The sequence below is a fragment of the Streptomyces sp. NPDC037401 genome (assembly GCF_055602345.1).
The window spans coordinates 50,745-67,647 of sequence record NZ_JBVJWO010000004.1; the positions used below are offsets into that span (position 1 = coordinate 50,745).

General features: G+C 72.8%; 16 protein-coding genes and 1 pseudogene. 9 read left to right on the forward strand and 8 right to left on the reverse strand.

Translation table 11 applies throughout. The features are described from left to right. Nucleotides 1-62 precede the first annotated feature (62 nt). Nucleotides 63-926, forward strand: a complete 864-nt coding sequence (locus tag ACZ7H1_RS04440) for a tyrosinase family protein (RefSeq protein ID WP_470783663.1) — start codon at nucleotides 63-65, stop codon at nucleotides 924-926. A 99-nt stretch (nucleotides 927-1,025) separates the two neighbouring features. Here the strand turns inward: ACZ7H1_RS04440 and ACZ7H1_RS04445 are convergent, their stop codons facing one another. Both ACZ7H1_RS04445 and ACZ7H1_RS04450 read right to left on the reverse strand, forming a co-directional pair. Continuing rightward, nucleotides 1,026-1,301 carry a chaplin gene (locus tag ACZ7H1_RS04445; protein WP_470783665.1) on the reverse strand — a complete coding sequence of 92 codons (276 nt, stop codon included), beginning with the start codon at nucleotides 1,299-1,301 and terminating at the stop codon, nucleotides 1,026-1,028. Nucleotides 1,302-1,396: 95 nt separating this feature from the next. Continuing rightward, complete coding sequence (locus tag ACZ7H1_RS04450; protein ID WP_470783666.1) at nucleotides 1,397-1,708, reverse strand: hypothetical protein; 312 nt, start codon at nucleotides 1,706-1,708, stop codon at nucleotides 1,397-1,399. 295 nt (nucleotides 1,709-2,003) lie between these two features. Here ACZ7H1_RS04450 and ACZ7H1_RS04455 point away from each other — a divergent pair, with 295 nt between their 5' ends. Then, nucleotides 2,004-3,470: a carboxylesterase/lipase family protein gene (locus ACZ7H1_RS04455; protein ID WP_470783667.1), complete on the forward strand. Its 1,467-nt coding sequence runs from the start codon at nucleotides 2,004-2,006 to the stop codon at nucleotides 3,468-3,470. Between the two features lie 16 nt (nucleotides 3,471-3,486). Here ACZ7H1_RS04455 and ACZ7H1_RS04460 read toward each other — a convergent pair whose 3' ends face one another. Then, nucleotides 3,487-4,611 carry an alpha/beta hydrolase gene (locus ACZ7H1_RS04460; RefSeq protein WP_470783669.1) on the reverse strand — a complete coding sequence of 375 codons (1,125 nt, stop codon included), beginning with the start codon at nucleotides 4,609-4,611 and terminating at the stop codon, nucleotides 3,487-3,489. Nucleotides 4,612-4,840: 229 nt separating this feature from the next. Between ACZ7H1_RS04460 and ACZ7H1_RS04465 the strand changes: the two genes are divergently transcribed. Both ACZ7H1_RS04465 and ACZ7H1_RS04470 read left to right on the forward strand, forming a co-directional pair. Then, on the forward strand, nucleotides 4,841-5,665 hold the full coding sequence (locus ACZ7H1_RS04465; RefSeq protein ID WP_470783671.1) for an alpha/beta fold hydrolase: 825 nt from the start codon (nucleotides 4,841-4,843) through the stop codon (nucleotides 5,663-5,665). Nucleotides 5,666-5,923: 258 nt separating this feature from the next. Next, entirely contained in the window at nucleotides 5,924-7,018 is a 1,095-nt protein-coding gene (locus tag ACZ7H1_RS04470) for an SIS domain-containing protein (RefSeq protein WP_470783672.1), read from the forward strand. 104 nt (nucleotides 7,019-7,122) lie between these two features. On the opposite strand, the gene ACZ7H1_RS04475 is transcribed toward ACZ7H1_RS04470, so the two are convergent. From ACZ7H1_RS04475 to ACZ7H1_RS04485, 3 genes are all read right to left on the reverse strand, one after another. Next, a complete protein-coding gene (locus ACZ7H1_RS04475) occupies nucleotides 7,123-7,854 on the reverse strand; it encodes an SIR2 family NAD-dependent protein deacylase (RefSeq protein ID WP_470783674.1) in 732 nt (243 codons plus the stop codon). An 80-nt stretch (nucleotides 7,855-7,934) separates the two neighbouring features. Beyond that, nucleotides 7,935-8,324 carry an STAS domain-containing protein gene (locus tag ACZ7H1_RS04480; protein ID WP_470783675.1) on the reverse strand — a complete coding sequence of 130 codons (390 nt, stop codon included), beginning with the start codon at nucleotides 8,322-8,324 and terminating at the stop codon, nucleotides 7,935-7,937. Nucleotides 8,325-8,511: 187 nt separating this feature from the next. Continuing rightward, nucleotides 8,512-9,045, reverse strand: a complete 534-nt coding sequence (locus ACZ7H1_RS04485) for a GNAT family N-acetyltransferase (protein WP_470783677.1) — start codon at nucleotides 9,043-9,045, stop codon at nucleotides 8,512-8,514. Nucleotides 9,046-9,250: 205 nt separating this feature from the next. Between ACZ7H1_RS04485 and ACZ7H1_RS04490 the strand changes: the two genes are divergently transcribed. Then, nucleotides 9,251-9,745, forward strand: a complete 495-nt coding sequence (locus tag ACZ7H1_RS04490) for a VOC family protein (RefSeq protein ID WP_470783679.1) — start codon at nucleotides 9,251-9,253, stop codon at nucleotides 9,743-9,745. A 357-nt stretch (nucleotides 9,746-10,102) separates the two neighbouring features. Continuing rightward, the gene (locus ACZ7H1_RS04495) at nucleotides 10,103-11,056 is read left to right on the forward strand and encodes a nitroreductase/quinone reductase family protein (protein WP_470783680.1); all 954 of its coding nucleotides are present in this window, start codon (nucleotides 10,103-10,105) and stop codon (nucleotides 11,054-11,056) included. Between the two features lie 156 nt (nucleotides 11,057-11,212). On the opposite strand, the gene ACZ7H1_RS04500 is transcribed toward ACZ7H1_RS04495, so the two are convergent. After that, nucleotides 11,213-12,433, reverse strand: coding sequence for a saccharopine dehydrogenase family protein (locus ACZ7H1_RS04500; protein ID WP_470783681.1), 1,221 nt, complete (start codon nucleotides 12,431-12,433; stop codon nucleotides 11,213-11,215). Nucleotides 12,434-12,729: 296 nt separating this feature from the next. Here ACZ7H1_RS04500 and ACZ7H1_RS04505 point away from each other — a divergent pair, with 296 nt between their 5' ends. Both ACZ7H1_RS04505 and ACZ7H1_RS04510 read left to right on the forward strand, forming a co-directional pair. Next, the gene (locus tag ACZ7H1_RS04505; protein ID WP_470783683.1) at nucleotides 12,730-13,530 is read left to right on the forward strand and encodes a TetR/AcrR family transcriptional regulator; all 801 of its coding nucleotides are present in this window, start codon (nucleotides 12,730-12,732) and stop codon (nucleotides 13,528-13,530) included. A gap of 33 nt (nucleotides 13,531-13,563) precedes the next feature. Then, nucleotides 13,564-14,262, forward strand: coding sequence for a (2Fe-2S)-binding protein (locus tag ACZ7H1_RS04510; protein WP_470783685.1), 699 nt, complete (start codon nucleotides 13,564-13,566; stop codon nucleotides 14,260-14,262). Between the two features lie 887 nt (nucleotides 14,263-15,149). On the opposite strand, the gene ACZ7H1_RS04515 is transcribed toward ACZ7H1_RS04510, so the two are convergent. Beyond that, nucleotides 15,150-16,394 (reverse strand): ROK family transcriptional regulator, encoded by a 1,245-nt coding sequence (locus ACZ7H1_RS04515; protein ID WP_470783687.1) that lies wholly within the window; start codon nucleotides 16,392-16,394, stop codon nucleotides 15,150-15,152. 152 nt (nucleotides 16,395-16,546) lie between these two features. On the opposite strand from ACZ7H1_RS04515, the pseudogene ACZ7H1_RS04520 reads away from it, so the two are divergent. Next, nucleotides 16,547-16,837 (forward strand): annotated as a pseudogene (locus tag ACZ7H1_RS04520) (extracellular solute-binding protein); the annotation flags it as partial. Nucleotides 16,838-16,903: the final 66 nt, after the last annotated feature.

The window sequence follows — 16,903 nt, forward strand, 5'->3', positions numbered from 1 at the left end:
AGAGCCAGAACCAGTACCGGAAGCGCCACAGGGCGCCACGGCTGCAAAGGGGATCCGCCCGCGTGTACACCCGCCAGAACCAGAAGGACCTCACCGCCGCGCAGCGCAAGCGCTTCGTCGCAGCCGTGCTGGAGCTCAAGCGGAACGGCACGTACGACCAGTTCGTCCGCACCCACGACCGGTACTTCGTGCCGGACGACGACGACGGTCTGCGCGTCGGGCACATGTCGCCCTCGTTCTTCCCCTGGCACCGCCGCTACCTGCTCGACTTCGAACGGGCCCTGCGCGCCCTGGACCCGGGCGTCTCCGTCCCGTACTGGGACTGGACCACCGACCGCAGCGCCGCGTCCTCGCTGTGGGGGGAGGACTTCATGGGGGGCACCGGCCGGACCGGCGACCGGAAGGTCATGACCGGCCCCTTCGCGCACGACAAGGGCAACTGGGCCATCACGGTCGGCGTGATCGACGGGGCGTACCTCACCCGCAACCTCGGCCGCCCCCAGAACCCCATCACCCTGCCCACCGCCTCCGAACTGCAGTGGGCGATCGACGACGCGGTGTACGACACCTCGCCCTGGGACTCGACGGCCTCCGGCGGCGGCTTCCGCAACAAGCTGGAGGGCTGGGCCGCCCCGCGCAGCGAGCGCTGGCGCAACCACAACAAGGTCCACCAGTGGATCGGCGGCCACATGACCGGCGGCACGGCGCCCAACGACCCGGTCTTCTGGCTGCACCACGCCTTCGTGGACCTCGTCTGGGACCGCTGGCAGGACCGCCACCCGCGCTCCGGTTACCTGCCCGCCAAGCCGCTGGACCGCGCCGACCGCCAGCGCGGCCGGGTCCTGACCCTCAACGACCCGATGCCGCCGTGGGACGTCACCCCGGCCGACCTCCTCAGCCACAAGGGCGTCTACCGCTACGAGTGACCGTTTGCGTCACGTCCGCACGGAACCGGCCCCCCACCGCGGCTGCGATGGGGGGCCGGAACGCGTCACACGGGCGCAGCAGCGCCGGAGCGCCGGAGATCAGTGACCGTAGGCGTTCTTCTTCTCGTGGTCACCGGACTCGTTGATGCAGGTGTTGCCGAACGCCGGGTTCAGGAGCCCGATGATGTTGATCGTGTTGCCGCACACGTTGACCGGGATGTGGACCGGAACCTGGACGACGTTGCCCGACGCGACGCCGGGGGAACCGACCGCAGCGCCGTGCGCTCCGGCGTCGGCCACGGCCAGACCAGCGCCGGCGGCCAGAACACTGCCGGCGGCAGCGGTGACAGCAGCCGCCTTCGCGATACGCGACATCGAGATCTCCTTGAGAAGTGAAGAGCCGCAGGAGTTCCTGCGGCGTTGACATGGCGTACAACGCAGCGGCCGCCTCATGGTCACGGCCGCTGGTCCTACCCGGTGACCGGAAAGTGCACCGAACCGAAATACGGGCCGACCGGGCCGACGCCGCCGGCCGCGATCCGGGCCACCGGGCTGCCGGTGCAGTCCGTGCTCGCGTAGAACACCGCGTCCCGGGCGGACCGGTTCACCACGCCGTGCGAGCCGCCTCCCGAGGCCGCGTGGCAGCCGTGCGGCTCGAGGATCGAGTGGACCTTGTCGTCGCTCCCCACGTACTGGAAGTCGCTGCCGGCCGCGTGGGCCGTGCCCCCGGTGGCCGCGGCCGCCGCAGCAGCGGCCAGGAGGAGGGTGCCGTGGATACGCATGGATGCCTCGCGGTGTCGATCGCTGGATCGGTCGGTGCGGCGCCGTTCTCACGCATGCCGAGGACGCACGCCTGCGGTCGGCTCAACCACCCGTCCGGCCCCGGGTCACGCCAAGTCACCCGTAGGAGGGCGAGGCCCCTGTGCGCGGGGCACAACCGGACGCGCCGCATCATGGGACGGCGCAGCGCATCCCCCGCCGCCGGTGGTGGTCCGCGCCCGGGGATGCTGGGATGACGGCAGGCACCACCGCGCACGGCGCGGCGGCGCACCGGCAGCGGAACGGAGTGGCAGCGGCATGGAGCGAGCGGACGCGGAGCCGGTCGGGGCGATAGGAGCCGTCGAGGCACAGACCCGGTACGGAAGGGTCCGCGGGAGGACCGAGGACGGCATCGCGGTCTTCCGCGGCATCCCCTACGCGGCCGCGCCCTTCGGCGCGCTGCGCTTCGCCGCCCCCGCGCCCCCGCAGCCCTGGGACGGCGTCCGCGACACCGTCGCGTACGGGCCGACCGCACCCAAAGTGCCCTATCCGGAGCCGTTCGCCTCGCTGCTCCCGGACCCCGTGGTGCCGGGGGACGACTGCCTGAACCTGAACGTGTGGACACCCGACCCGGGGCGCGGGGCCCGCCTCCCCGTCCTCGTGTGGATCCACGGCGGGGCGCTGACCCGCGGCTCCTCCGCCGTACCCGTCTACGACGGCCGGGCCTTCGCCCGCGACGGGGTCGTCCTGGTCTCGCTGAACTACCGGCTCGGCGTGGAGGGTTTCGGGGTGTTCCCCGACGCGCCGCACAACCGCGGCCTGCGGGACCAGATCGCCGCCCTGGAATGGGTGCATGAGAACATCGGGGCCTTCGGCGGGGACCCCGGCCGCGTCACGGTGTTCGGCGAGTCCGCCGGAGCGATCAGCATCGGCGCCCTGCTCGCCTCGCCGCGGGCCGAGGGCCTCTTCCGCCGGGCGGTCCTGCAGAGCGGCGCCCCGGAGGCGCTGCCCCGCGACAAGGTACGGGCCATGGTGCGCAGGATGGCCGCCGCACTCAAGGTCCCCGCGACGGCCGCCGCCTTCGCCGCCGTCGACCGGGACGCGCTGCTGGCCGCACAGGGCGCCGTCCTGCGCCGCTCCAGCCCGCTGCTCGGCGGGCCCGCCTTCGGGATCGTCACGGACGGCGACGTCGTCCCCGAAGACCCGCTCACCGCGCTCGTCGAAGGCCGGGCCGGGCGCGGGGTGCCGCTGCTGCTGGGCTGGACCACCGAGGAGTACCGGCTGTGGCTGGCGCCGACCGGGCTGCTGCCCCGGCTGGACCGGCTGGGGCTGCTGGCCCTGGCCGGAGGCATGCTGCGCAGCGGACGCGGGCCGTCCGAGGTGCGCGCCCGCCGGACGGCGGCGCCGCGTGCGGGCGCGGGCGAGGTGCTCGGGCAGCTGCTCACCGACCACCTGCTGCGGGACCCGCTGCGCGCCCTGGCCCGCTCGCGCGGCGAGGCGCCGTGCCACGTGTACGAGTTCTCCTGGCGCTCCGGGATCCCCGGGCTCGGCTCGTGCCACGCGCTGGAGCTGGGGTTCGTCTTCGACACGCTCGCGGTGGCGGAGTCGGCGTGGCTGGCGGGGCCGGGCGCACCGCAGGCCCTCGCGGACGAGATGCACCGGGCCTGGGTGCGCTTCGCGGTGTCGGGCGAGCCCGGCTGGGAGGCGTGGGATGCGGCGGAGCAGCCGCATCCGTTCCGCGGCCCCCGGCAGGAGGCGCCGGAGGCCGAGCGCGCCCGCATCTGACGACGCCCGCCGCCGGTCAGGGTGCGGGGACCGGGCCCGCCATGTGCTCGCTGATCCACTGGATGGGGCCTTCGCCCATGGCGGGCACGTACGTCTTGGCGTTGTGCCGTCCGCCCTCGATCACGTTCAGCTGGGTGTGGACCGGGCCCTTGTTGCCGAAGGCCGCGATGAACTTGCGCACGTTCGGCAGGGTGTTCTTGTTGCTCTCGTTGGTGCCGGCCTGGAAGGCGAGGTAGACGTCCGGGCCCTTACCGGCGATGAGGTCCTTCGCCAGCAGCTCGGGGTTGTTCTCCGCCTTCTCCTTGTCGTGGCCCTTCCACAGCGGGGAGTCCGGGAGGATGTCCGGGCCGGACGCGATGACGGCCTTGAACTTGTCGGGGTGCTTCAGCACGGCCTTGAGCCCCGCGAAGCCGCCCGTCGAGGAGCCCATGAAGGCCCAGCCGTCGCGCGAGTCGACCGTGCGGAAGTTCTCCCGCATCAGGTCCGGCACGTCCTCCGTGAGCCAGGTGCCCATCCTGGGCTGGCCGGGGATGTCGGAGCCGTCCCAGTAGACGCCCTGGTCGTCGGGGCCGGGGTTGAGTACGGGCATGGCCAGCAGGAACGGCTTGCTCTTGCCCTCCTCGTACCACTTGCTGATGCTCTTCTGGAGGCCGAGGTCGGTGCCCATCCAGTAGTTGTTCGGGTATCCGGCGCCGCCCGGCAGCGCGATCATGACGGGGAAGCCGCTCGCGGCGAACTTCTCCTCGCTGTACTCCTTGGGGGCCCAGACCCAGACCTTGCCCGTGAAGCCGGACTTCTTGCCGTGGAAGGTCGTCACGGCGACGTGCGTGCCGTCGTCGAGCGTCATGGAGTTCTTGAAGTCCGCGGCCGGACCGGTCGGCATCAGCGCCGAGGGCCCCTGGGCCTGCTTCTTCGGCCCGCCGCCCGGCTGCTTGGCGGCGCCCGGATCGCGCGTCGCGGGAGCGCCGAAGGAGACCGGGTCCCCCTTGTCCGTGAACGGGGGTATCTCGAAGTGCGACATGACGGGCCAGGCGATCAGCCCGAGCGCGGCCACGCCGGCGCCCGCGATCACCCAGCGGCGGGCGCGCGGGCGCTGGGGGTGGTGGCCCTCGGGCCGCGGCTCGTGGGGTGCGTACGACATCGTGTGCGTGCTCCGGACTGTGCAGCATGCCCCGGGGGGGCGGTTTCCGTTTCCGACCTGTAGATGCCGATCGGGCCGTGCGGGTTGCGTGTTTTTACTTCTCTTGGCATTCCGTAAAGCAGACCCTTGCCGTCCGGGAGCGCGGAGCGGCCGCCCGGCACGGGGTCGCGGGGTCCGGGGACTTCGGTCCGGGGGTCGTCCGCGACGACGCCGCTCGTAGGGTGAACGCATGAACTCCCTTACGGTGAACGGCGCGACCCTCCGCTACGAAGACCTCACCCCGCCGCAGGACGCACCCGCCGGACGAGCGCCCGTACTGCTCGTCCACGGGCACCCCTTCGACCACACTCTCTGGCACCCGCAGGCCGCCGCGCTGACGGCCGCCGGCCACCGCGTGATCCTGCCCGACCTGCGCGGCTACGGCCAGAGCGACGTGGTCTCCGGCAAGACCCTGCTCGCGGACTTCGCCGCCGACCTCGCCGCCCTCCTCGACCACCTCGATGTGGACCGCGCCGTGGTCGGCGGCGTCTCCATGGGAGGCCAGATCGCCATGGAGTTCCACCTCGCCCACCCCGACCGGGTGCTCGCCCTCGTCCTGTCCGACACCTCGCCGATCGCGGAGACCGAGGAGGGCAAGGCCTCCCGGAAAGCGCTCGCCGAACGGCTGCTCACCGAGGGCATGAACGGGTACGCGCAGGAGGTCATCGGCAAGATGATCGCTCCGTACCACGTCACCGGGAAGCCCGACGTCGCCGCGCACGTGCTCGGCATGATGCGGGCCACCGCACCCGAGGGGGCAGCGGCGGCCCTGCGCGGCCGCGCCGAACGCCCGGACTACCGGCCCTCCCTGGCCGCGCTCGCCGCCCCGGCGCTGGTCCTGGTCGGCGCCGACGACGAGTACACCCCGGTGTCCGAAGCCCGTACCCTCCACGAGCTGCTCCCGCACGCCACCCTCGCCGTCATCGACGAGGCCGGCCACCTCCCCGGCGCCGAGCAGCCGGCCCGGTTCAACGCCGCCCTGCTCGCCTTCATGGAGACCGTGCCCGTGTCGTGAGCGGCCACGGAGGCAGCGGGGAGCGGTGTTGCGCCCTCGCCGCAGGAGGCGGCTTCTCGGCCCTCTACCACGTGATCTTCAGGTAGGCCATCGTCGGCGTTCGGCTGCCGACACCAGGCCGGGAACGCGAACCTGAGCACGCGTCGAGTAGCACGCCGTGGAGTGGCATGTCGTGGAGTGGCACGTGGTCGAGTGGCACGCCGCGGAGTGGTACGCCGTCGAGTCGCCCAGAAGTCCTGACCGAAAGGAATCCCCGTCATGACCGGATCCCGCACCACCTTCCTCCAGGGCCAGGCCGACCAGGGTGCCGCCCTCGAACGCATCGCCGGCCGGGTCCGGCACGCTCTCGCCGAACCCGGGACGGCCGGGCTGCGGTCCGCCCGGCGCCCGCTGTTCACCGGCATGGGCGCCTCGTACGCCGCCCTCGCCCTCCCCGTCCACCAGCTGCGCGCCCACGGGTTGGTCACCCAGCGCGTCCTGTCCAGCGAGATCGAGGACGGCACCCGGGGATTCGATACGGACGCGCTGATCGCCGTGTCGCAGGGCGGGCGCAGCTCCGACACGCTCGCGGCGTTCCGCAACGCCCCGGAGGCGATGAAGACCGCCGTGCTCAACGTCGTGCCGTCGCCCCTCGGGAGGCTGGCCGACCTCGCCGTCGACCTCGGCAACGAGCCCGACTCGCACGCCTCCACCGTCGGCTACACCGGCACCCTCGTCGCCCTGGACCTGATCGCGGGCGCCCTCACCGGCCGGAAGGCGGACGAAGACCCCTGGCACGACATCGCCGCGCGGACCGTCGCGGTCCGGCACCGGGCCGCCGAGGTCATCGCCGCCCTGCGGGCCCGCGCCGCCCGCTGTATCGCCGCCGACGTCGTCGCCTCGGGAGCCTCCCGCGCTTCCGCCGAGGAGGGGGCGCTGCTCCTGCGCGAGGTGGTCCGGATGACGGCGGCGGCCTCTGCGACCCGGAACTACCTCCACGGGGCGATGGAGTCGGCGGGGAACACCCTGCACGTGGTCCTCGGTGCGGGCCGGGAGATCGGGCTCGCCCGCTCCCTGTCCGGCGCGGGGCACTGCACCCTGCTGGTCACCACCGCGGAGGTGGAGCCCGCCGAACACCTCTTCACGGTCCGGCTGCCGGAGGGCGGCGGGGCCGCCGGGCTCGGTGGGGCTGCCGGGATCGCCGAGGGGCCTCGTACGGTGCTCGAGGCGGTGGTGCTGCAGGAGCTGGTGGCGCAGCTCAGTGCCGAGCGGGGGGTGCCGATCGAGTCGGTCGTGTTCGTCAACGACGACACGAAGGAGGGCGGCGCCGACCCCTCCGACTTCGTGATCGCCTCGCCCGCAGCGGTGATCTGAGCGGCCGCCGGTCACCTTCGCGTCGGGTTCATGGGAGCCCCGGCAGCCACGGCTGCCGGGGCCGGTTCGGTTCGGTTGGTGCGGTGTGGTTCGGTCGTGCGAGGTCAGGACTCGCGGGCGATCCCGGCCAGCAGACCGGGCAGCGCCGTGCCGATCGGCTCGCGGATCACCTCGGCGGCCCGGTCGTCGTACGGAGTCGGGTCGGCGTTCACGATGATCAGCCGGGCGCCGTGGTCCACGGCCATCCCCGCCAGCGACGCGGCCGGCTGCACCTGGAGCGTCGTACCCACCGCGATGAAGAGCTCGCAGCCCTTGGCGACGGCCATCGCCTGCCCGAGCACCTGCGGGTCGAGCCGTTCGCCGAACATGACGGTCGCGGCCTTCAGCACCCCGCCGCACGCCAGGCAGGGCGGATCCGGCTCACCGGCGGCCACCCGGTCCAGCGCGTCGTCCATCGAGGAGCGGACGTGGCACCGGGTACAGGTCACCGCCCGCGCCGTGCCGTGCAGCTCGAACACCTTGCGGTCCGGCATGCCGCCGAGCTGGTGCAGTCCGTCCACGTTCTGGGTCAGCACCCGGACGGGCACCCCGCTGCGCTCGAGCTCGGCGACGGCCCGGTGCGCGGCATTGGGCTCGGCACCGAGCGTCCCCACGTCGCGGCGCAGCTGCCAGGAGGCGCGTCGTACCTCCGGGTCCGCCATGTACGAGTCGTAGGTCACCAGCTTCTCGGCGCCGGGGCGCTGCCGCCACAGGCCGTTCGGCCCGCGGTAGTCGGGGATGCCCGAGTCGGTGGAGATGCCGGCACCGCTGAGGATCGCGACAAGAGGTCTTCCCATGGCGCGAGCGTACGCATCGGGTGAGCGGCCCGGCCAACGGGTTTTCCGGGGCTGGGCTGGTCAGAGCTCCGGCCGGCCGGTCAGAGGCTCGCGGGCCAGTCGTCCGTACGCCACTCACGGGCCTCCCCGGCCGGGTCGCCGTGCCGGGCGAGGGCCGACTCCAGGTCGCAGTGGATCGGGATCGGCGGGTGCGCGCCGTCCGGGACCAGCGAGCCGTCGGCCGGGATGGCCGCCAGCTCCAGGGCCCGGCCGCCCTCGGCCAGCCGCCTGGCCGCATCGGCGACGGCCAGCCGGCCGCCGGTGGACCAGCCCCGCAGCTCGGTCAGGTCGAGGACGACCGGGCCGGTGCCCCGGGCCAGGGCCCAGCCGACCGCTCCGGTGAACCGGGCGGTGGCATCGGCGCCGAGGTAGCCGGCCAGCGAGAGGACTCCCAGCCCTTTCTGGGTCGTGTAACGCCACTCGATGGTCATGGTCGCTTCCTCGTTCCTGCGGGGGCTTGCGGGTGGTTCGGTTCGCTGTGGTTCAGTCTGGTGTGATTCGGATGGGCCGACTGGTTCCGCTTCGGGGTCGGTCGGTCGGCTCGGGTTGGGTCGGCTCGGGTTGGCTCGGCTCGGCTCGGGTTGGGTCGGCTCGGGTCGGTCGGGTCGGCTTGCGCGGCTAGGCCGCGAATTCCGTGAGGTCGATGCCGAAGACCCGCAGCGGGTGACCGTGACGCGGATCCGTCGTCTCGCGCTCCAGGGCCATGCCGAGCTTGGTCATGACGTTCTCGGAGGCGCTGTTCTCGGGGCGGCAGATGCTGATGACGTGGTCCAGCCCGCGGTCCTGGAGGGCGAACTCCAGAGCGGCGTGCGCGGCCTCGGAGGCGTAGCCCTGGCCCCAGAACGGGCGCCCGAGCCGCCAGCCGATCTCCACCTCGTGGCTGAGCTCGGGCAGGAAGTGCGGCACCGACAGGCCGGTGAACCCGGCCAGCTCGCCCGAGCCGAGGAGCTCGACGGCGAAGAGCCCGAAGCCCTCGTCGTCCCACTCCTCCTCCCACCGCTCGATGGCCTCGGCGGTCTCCTCCAGGTCGAGCACGGCGCCGTCGCCGATCCACTGCATGACCTCGTCGTCGGCGTTGATCTCGGCCATGGGGACCAGGTCCTCTTCGCGCCAGCGGCGCAGGAGGAGGCGGGGGGTGTAGATCTCGGTCATGGGCCCCATCCTTGCGGACTCGGCCCCTGGCCGGAAATCGCCCGCTTCTGCGGAGTCCGGCGTCCGCTATCCGGGCGGTCGGCCGCCCGTGCGAGCGATGAGTTTCGGCGGGTCGGGCAGTCGGTACAGATGAGGACCGTCGGAACGGCGAGGTTGTCGAGACCGCAGAAAGCGGCGCGTGGCAAGAAACGGCAAGGAGACTGTCATGTCCAGTGAGAATGCAGCCAAGGGCTTCACCACTTGCCTGTGGTTCGACGGCCAGGCCGAGGAGGCCGCGCAGCACTACATGTCGATCTTCAAGGACGCCGCCCTCGGGCGGATCGGCTACTACACCGAATTGGGTCCCGGCCCGGCCGGATCGGTCCTCGCCGTGGAGTTCACGATCAACGGCCAGAAGTTCGTCGGGATCAACGGCGGCCCGCAGTTCACCTTCAACGAGGCCGTCTCCTTCCAGATCCACTGCAAGGACCAGGAGGAGGTCGACTACTACTGGGACGCGCTGACCGCAGGGGGAGGGCAGGGCGTGGCCTGCGGCTGGCTCAAGGACAAGTTCGGGGTGTCGTGGCAGGTGGTTCCCAGCATCGTGATCGACCTGATCGGCGACGAGGACCCGGAGCGGGCCGCCCGTACCACCGCGGTCATGCTGAAGATGGTCAAGCTAGACATCGCCGCCCTGCAGAAGGCGTATGACGGTGTGTGAGGCGGCTGGGCGGGCGGGGTGAGCGCCGCACGGCGACTCGGGCCGCGGGGGCTGTCGAAGGTTGACAGCCTCCGGTCGGCTGGTTTTTCATGGGGGCGGTGTTGCGTGGCGCCGGCCGAAGAGCAGTGGGCGGGCCGTCGTCGGGCAGTCACCCTTCACAAAGGGGCGATGTCATGAGTTCACACTCCGCATCAAGCGTCTGATCATCTGAGCGAGCGCCGTCGTGCGCGCGCTGCCCCTGACTCCCTAGTTTCGTCTTTCCTGAGGCCTCACACCTGCGTCGTCGTGTGCCCTCATCGCGCCATCTTTCATCGCGTTCTCATCCGCGATCACACCTGTCCGGAGACCGACACACCCATGCCTTCTTCCGCTCCTACCGACGCCGCTCAGGCGTCCTTCCACGACTTCAACCAGGGCGTCATCGACGAGTTCCGGGCCAACGCCGGACGGGTCGGCGGGCCTTTCGAGGGTGGCGACCTGCTGCTTCTCACCACCGTCGGCGCCCGGTCCGGCAACGAGCACACCGTGCCGCTCGGTTACGTCCGCACCGACGGCCTGCTGATGGTCATAGGGTCCGCGGCCGGCGCGCCGCGGCACCCCGCCTGGTACCACAACGTCCTCGCACACCCCATGGTCCGCGTGGAACTGGGCACCGAGGAGTTCGAGGCGATCGCGGTACCGGCCGAGGGCGAGCGCCGCGACCGGCTGTTCGCCGAGGTCGTCCGCGCCGAACCCGGCTACGGGGAGTACCAGGAGCAGACCAGCCGGATCCTGCCGGTCGTGGTCCTGGAGCGTTCGGGCCCCGAGCCGGGCGCGGCGCCCGCAGCGCCGGTGAACATGGCGGAAAAACTGGTGGAGATCCACTCATGGCTGCGGTCCCAGTTGGGTCACGTGCGGGCCGAGGCCGAGGCCCACTTCGCCGCCCGGGCCGCCCACGCGGGTCCGGGCGACGCGCCCGCCCCCGGGCTCGGCCTGCAACTGCGCCAGCACTGCCTGGCGTTCTGCGAATCGCTCGAGTTCCACCACACCAGCGAGGACCGTCACGTCTTCCCCGCACTCGAAGCGCAGTACGCCCATCTGGCCGCGCCCCTCGCGCGGTTGCGCCAGGAGCACGTCACGGTGGCGCGCATCAAGGCCGAACTGCTCGCCCTGCTGCGGGACATCGGCACCGCCGAACCCGGGCCGTTCCTCGCGGACCTGGACCGCATGAGCATGGAACTGCGGACGCACCTCGACTACGAGGAGGAGTCCCTGATCCCGGTCCTGGCCGAGATCCCCTACCCGCCGGTGGGGCCGGGCCCGGGGGCCTGAGGGCCTGGGGGCCTGGGGGCCTGGGGGCCTGGGGGCCTGGGGGGGGGGCGGGGGCCCGGGGGCCCCGGGGCCTGTGGGGCGGGGTCCGGGGGTCCGGGGGTTCGGGGGTTCGGGGGTTCGGGGGTTCGGGGGTCTTGAGGGGCCGGCTGCCTTGCTCTACTGCTCGCGAAGGCCCCACGGTGAGCCGTACTCCGTGAGCAGGTCCAGGAACGGGCGGGGCGGGAGGGCCTCGGGGCCGAGCACCCCGGAGCCCTCCCAGCTGCCGCCGGCCAGCAGCTCCATCGCCACGACCGGGTTCACGGCGGTCTGCCAGACCACCGCCTGGGAGCCGTACTCCCGCATGGACCACTCGTTGTCCACGACGTGGTAGAGGTACACCTCGCGGGGCTGCCCGTCCTTGAGCCCCTTGACCCAGGTGCCCGCGCAGGTCTTCCCCGTCATCCTGTCCCCGAGGGACGCCGGGTCGGGGAGCGCCGCGGCCACGACGTCGCGGGGCGAGACGCGGGCGGTGCCGCCGTCCGACGGGACCGTCAGCGGCTCGGTGCGGTCGAGGCCCAGTGCGTGCAGGGTCTTGAGCTTGTCGATGAAGTCCGTGCCCAGCCCGTACTTGAAGGTGACGCGCCGGGCATCCACCCAGCGGGGGATCAGCAGCACCTCCTCGTGCTCGACGTTCACGCACTCGACCGGGCCGATGCCCTCGGGGAAGTCGAAGACCTCGGGTTCGCTGAACGGCTCGGTCGTGAACCAGCCACGGTCCGCCTCGTAGACCACCGGCGGGTTCAGGCACTCCTCGATCGTGGTCCAGATGTTGAAGGAGGGTGCGAAGTCGTACCCCGCGACGGTCAGGTTCGCCCCGTCGCGGATGCCGATCTCCTCGATCTCGTCGAACAGCTCGTCCGCGGCGTAGCGGGCGAAGACGTCGGACAGGCCCGGCTCCACGCCCATGCCGACGAGCGCGAGGCGGCCGGCCTTCTCCCACTCGGCCGCGAGCTCGAACTGAGCGTCTCCGAGCTTCACCCCGCACTGCTCGTGGGGTTTCTGCGGATGGGGGTACGACAGGGACATCGCCATGTCGAGGTAGTGGCTGCCCGCGCTGAGCGCCGCCCGGAACAGCGGGAGGACGAAGCGCGGGTCGGTGGCGTTGAGGAGGACGTCGTAGCGGCCCTCGGCGAGGTGCGCGGTGACCGCCGCCTCGTCGGAGGCGTCGAGGCGGCACGCCTCGAACCGGCTCTCCGCGGCGCCGAGCGCACTCACCGCGGCCTCGGCGCGGGACAGGTCGTAGTCGGCGACGGTCATGTGGGTAAAGAACGAGCGGCGGGCGGCGATCCGGGTGATCGCGGTACCCACACCGCCGGCACCCACGAGCAGGACACGCATGGCGGACTCTCTTCCATGTTCCATGAGGGTTGGATTTCCGGGTTCCGGGTTCCGGGTTCCGGGTTCCGGTTCCGTGTTTCGGTTCCGGGTTCCGGGTTCCGGGTTCCGGGTTCCCGGTTCCCGGTTTAGGTTCCGGTTTCCGGGACGTTCCGTCGGCGAAGCGGCTGCCTTGCCGGGCCCGGAGGTCTGTGCGGGTGATGAAACCCGCGGGGTCGCGATAACGTCAATGGTGTTGGCATAAGGCGCCCGGCAGAGGGCGCACGGCTGCGGCTCGGCCGTGGAAGGGTGAGGTTCCCATGGCCAAGCAGGTGGTGCCCGAGACGGCGCGCAAACGGCGCAGGCCGACCCGGAGCGGGACGGTCCTGTCGGAGCGGCTGATCGTCGAGACCGCGCTGCGCATGCTGCGCGAGCACGGCAGCGCCGGGCTCAGCGCCCGCCGGCTGGGCGCCGCCCTCGGCGCCGACCCCAGCACGCTGTACCGGTATTTCGCCGGGATGGACGAGCTGACCCGGGCCATCGGGGAGGAGCTCACCGGGCGGGCGCTCGACGGCTGGGAGCCGGGTGGCGGGGGGAATGGCGGCGACTGGCGCGCCGACCTGCGTGCTCTCGGCCTGCGCATCCACCGGGCTTACCTCGCCCATCCCCAGGCCGCCGTGCTCACGGCGAGCCGGGTGACCGGACGGCCCCGGGAGATCGCCGCGGACGAGGCGGTGCTCGGCGTGCTGCGCACGGCCGGATTCCCGGACCCGGCGGCCGTGCGGATATACCACGCCTTCATCGACCAGAGCCTGGCCTTCGCGGCGCTGGACGCGGGCGCCCTCGCCCTCGCCGCGGAGGCGCGCGCCGCCGACGAGGAGATGTGGGAGCGCACGTACGCCCGGCTGCCCGCGGACACCCATCCGCACATCGCGGCGACGGCCGGGCTGCTGGCGGCGCGGATGAAGGACAGCGCGTACCCGGTGGCGCTGGAGATGCTGCTCGACAGCGCGGCGGCGGAGCTCGTCGGCGGGGGAGGGGGAGGGGGAGGAAGAAGAGCAGGGGGAGGAAGAAGGGGAGGGGCAGGAAGAAGGGGAGGGGGAGGCAGGGAGGGTGCCTGATGGGGTGGGGTGATCTGTGGTGATACTGGGGTCGTGGACGAGATCATGGGGCGACTGGCCGCCGTCGGGCCGTTCTTCACCGCGGATACCGGTGGCGGTTCCGGTCGTAGTGGTGTTGGTACGGGGTTCCGGCCGCTGACGGAGCTGTACGGGTCTGAGCTCGGCCCGTACGTCGAAGAGGTCGGCCGGCGTCTGGGCACCGGCCCGGACCGGATCGCCGCTTCCACCGCGCAGCTGGGGATCGCCTCGCGGCTCTGGTCCCTGGCGCTGGGCGCGGCCGCACTCGGCGGCCGGGTGCCGGACCTGGCCCCGGAGCGGGTCTGGTGGCGGCTGCCGCGCGGCGGTTCGCTCCAACTGGCACTGCCCGGTCCCCGTGCCCTGCCCGGGCCGCCTGCCGAGGGCCTGGCTGAGGTGCTCGACGGCAACCTGCGCGTCCTCGACGAGGCCGTCCGCCGGCGGTACGCCCTGTCGCCGAAGGTGCTGCGGGGCAACGCGGCGTCCGCGCTGGTCGGGGCGCTGCGGGTGCTGACGGGAGCGCTTCCGGACACTCCGCATCCGCCGGTGCCGCTCGTCGCCGCCCTGCTGGAGACCGGCCCGCTGGCCGGCAGCGGCACCTTCATCCACGAGGAGGGCCTGGGCTTCGCCTTCGTCCGCAACAGCTGCTGTCTGTACTACCGCGCCCCCGGCGGAGGCACGTGCGGGGACTGTGTCCTACGGGCGAAGCGGGGGTAGGGGGCGCTGCCGGGGTGGGGCGGCGCTCTGCCGGCTCGGCCCTTCTCCCCCCAGCTGGTTCTTGCCAGCCGGTGTTTGCCCACCCGCCCCCTCGGCGCAGCCGAGTCCTGCTGCAGTCAGCGTGATGCGTGGCCGGTGTTGGCGGCCTGTTCCGGTAGGTCGGGGACGTGAGTGGTGGGCGGGGTGATGGGGGCGGGTTTGCGGTGGGTCGGGGTGGCGGGGTTCTCCGTGGTCTGCCCGCATGTCTGAGTGTCCGTCCGTGCCGGCGTCTGGCGTCAAGGGCGCTCCCTTCGGTCGCGTCGCTTCGCGATTGCGCTTCGCTCCACCCTTGACTCCAGGCGTCGTCCCGGAAGTCCACAGACTTGCGAGCATCCCCCGGAGGGGGAGGGATGGCAGGGGGGACGGGCCACCACCCGGTGGGGTCGGCCCGCGGAGCGGGGGCGGGGGCGCGGGCCCGCCCTTCGGGCGGAAAGGGCACGCGGCAGATCGCTGCACAGCCGAGGCCGACCGGCGGCCACCGGGCCGTCTGTGGCCGGGCGTAAGCCGCCCACGATCGCTACGTGGTCCGCTCGTCTCGGCGGCGGCCGGGCTGTCTGTGGCCGGGCATAGGCCGCCAGCGGTCGCCAAACCCGCCGCGGCCGTCCGGCGGCGGACGCTTGTCGGCAGCAGAGCTCGGTGGGGCGGCCGTCCGGGCGCAGGACGGAGGTGCGCACGGCGGGAAGGCCGGCGGCGGTGGGTGGCCGACCACTGGAAGGCCTCAGCCGTGCCCTCCCAGCCGCACGGGTGGTGCTGGTGGGTGTCCCCAGCCCGCGCGGAGCGCGGGCGCAGCCCCCGCCGGCGCCAGCCGGGCCACCGGCCCCGCCCGAGCCAAGCGCAGCGGACCGGCCTCAGGTGGGTCCGGGGACGGTGCGTGCCGTGGAGCCCTTGGCGAGGAAGGCCGCAAGGGGGAGGGTGGCGGCGCCCACGGTGACGGCGTCCGGGCCCAGGCGGCCCACGTCGATGGTGACGCGGGCCGCCGGGTGGTGCAGGGAGTACGCCGCGGCGTAGCGGCGGACCGCGGGGAGGAGGTGGGGGGCCAGCAGGAGGCCCGCCCAGCCGCCGATCAGGACGCGCTCCGGCTGGAAGAGGTTGATGACGTCGGACAGGCCGGCGCCGAGGTACTCGGCGGTCTCGTCGAGGACGGCCAGGGCGACGGGGTCGGCGGCCGTCGCGGCCGCCAGCAGGGCGCCGAGGGCGTCCTCCTCGTCGGCGCCCTCGGGGACCCGGCCGCCCTGCTCCGCCCAGCGGGCGAGCAGGGACTCCGCTCCCGCGTACGCCTCCAGGCAGCCCAGGGCGCCGCAGCGGCAGCGTCGGCCGCGGACCGAGACCGTCAGGTGTCCCCATTCGAGCGCGGTGCCCTCCGTCACGGTGTTCGGCGAGCCGTCCGTGATCACGCTGGCGCCGACGCCCGAGCCGAAGAGGACGACCACCGCATCGCGCGCCCCGCGGCCCCCGCCGAACCACATCTCCGCCTGGCCCAGGGTGCGCGCGCCGTTGTCGATGAGGTACGGGACCCCGTCGGGGAGGGCGGCGGAGGCCCGCAGGAGGGCCTCCAGGGGTACGGCGTCCCAGCCGATGGTCTGGCCGTGGACCACCGCACCGCCCGGTGCGTCGCGCTCCACGATGCCGGGGACGCCGACGCCGACGCCGAGGAGGCGGTCCGTACCGGTGCCGGCCTGGGCCAGTACGGCGGCGACCCCCGTGGTGACGTGGCCGACGATCCGGTCGACGTCGTAGTCTCCGCGCGGCTCCAACGGACGCTCCGCCCGGGCCAGTTCGGTGAGGGTGAGGTCGAACAGCCCGACGCGCACGCGGGTTTCGCCGACGTCGACGCCGATCACGTGCCCGGCGCCCGCGGTCACCCGCAGCAGGGTGCGGGGGCGGCCGCCGTCGGAGTCGACGACGCCGGCCTCCTCGACCAGCCCGTCGGCGACCAGTTCGCCGACCACGTTGCTCACCGACCCGGAGCTCAGCCGGGTGACCGGGCCCAGCTCCTGCCGGCTCATGGGTCCGCCGAAGTACAGCCGCTGCAGCACCGCGCTGCGGTTCCCGCGGCGCAGATCCCGCACCGTACGCCCGTTCCGGCCCGTCATGTGGCTCCTTCCGCCCCGCGTCCGATCGGCAACATACCCCTGTGGGGCCCCTCGACGCGACCTTCCTGCGCGGCTTAACTCACGTAATAAATTAAGCCGAGAGGGGTTGATCCGTCATGCGTTGAAGCGGGGCCGCGGCCGTTGCCGCCTGCCTGTTCGCCGCCACCGCCTGCGGGGGCGGTTCCGGGGCAGGGGGGTCCAACACCGCCCCGAAGGAGCTCACTTACTGGGCCTCCAACCAGGGGCCCGACATTGCGGCGGACCGGGCGGTCCTGGGCCCGTAGCTGGAGAGGTTCGAGAAGCGGACCGGGATCAAGGTGAAGCTGGAGGTGATCCCCTGGTCCGACCTGCTCAACCGGATCCTGGCCGCCACCGCCTCCGGCCAGGGCCCGGACGTCCTCAACATCGGCAACACCTGCGCTCATCCACGTCGTGCCGGTGGCGATGGGCATCCTGATGGGCTTCCGCGAGCTCACCCAGTTCTTCATCCGGGACTGGTCCCGCGCCCC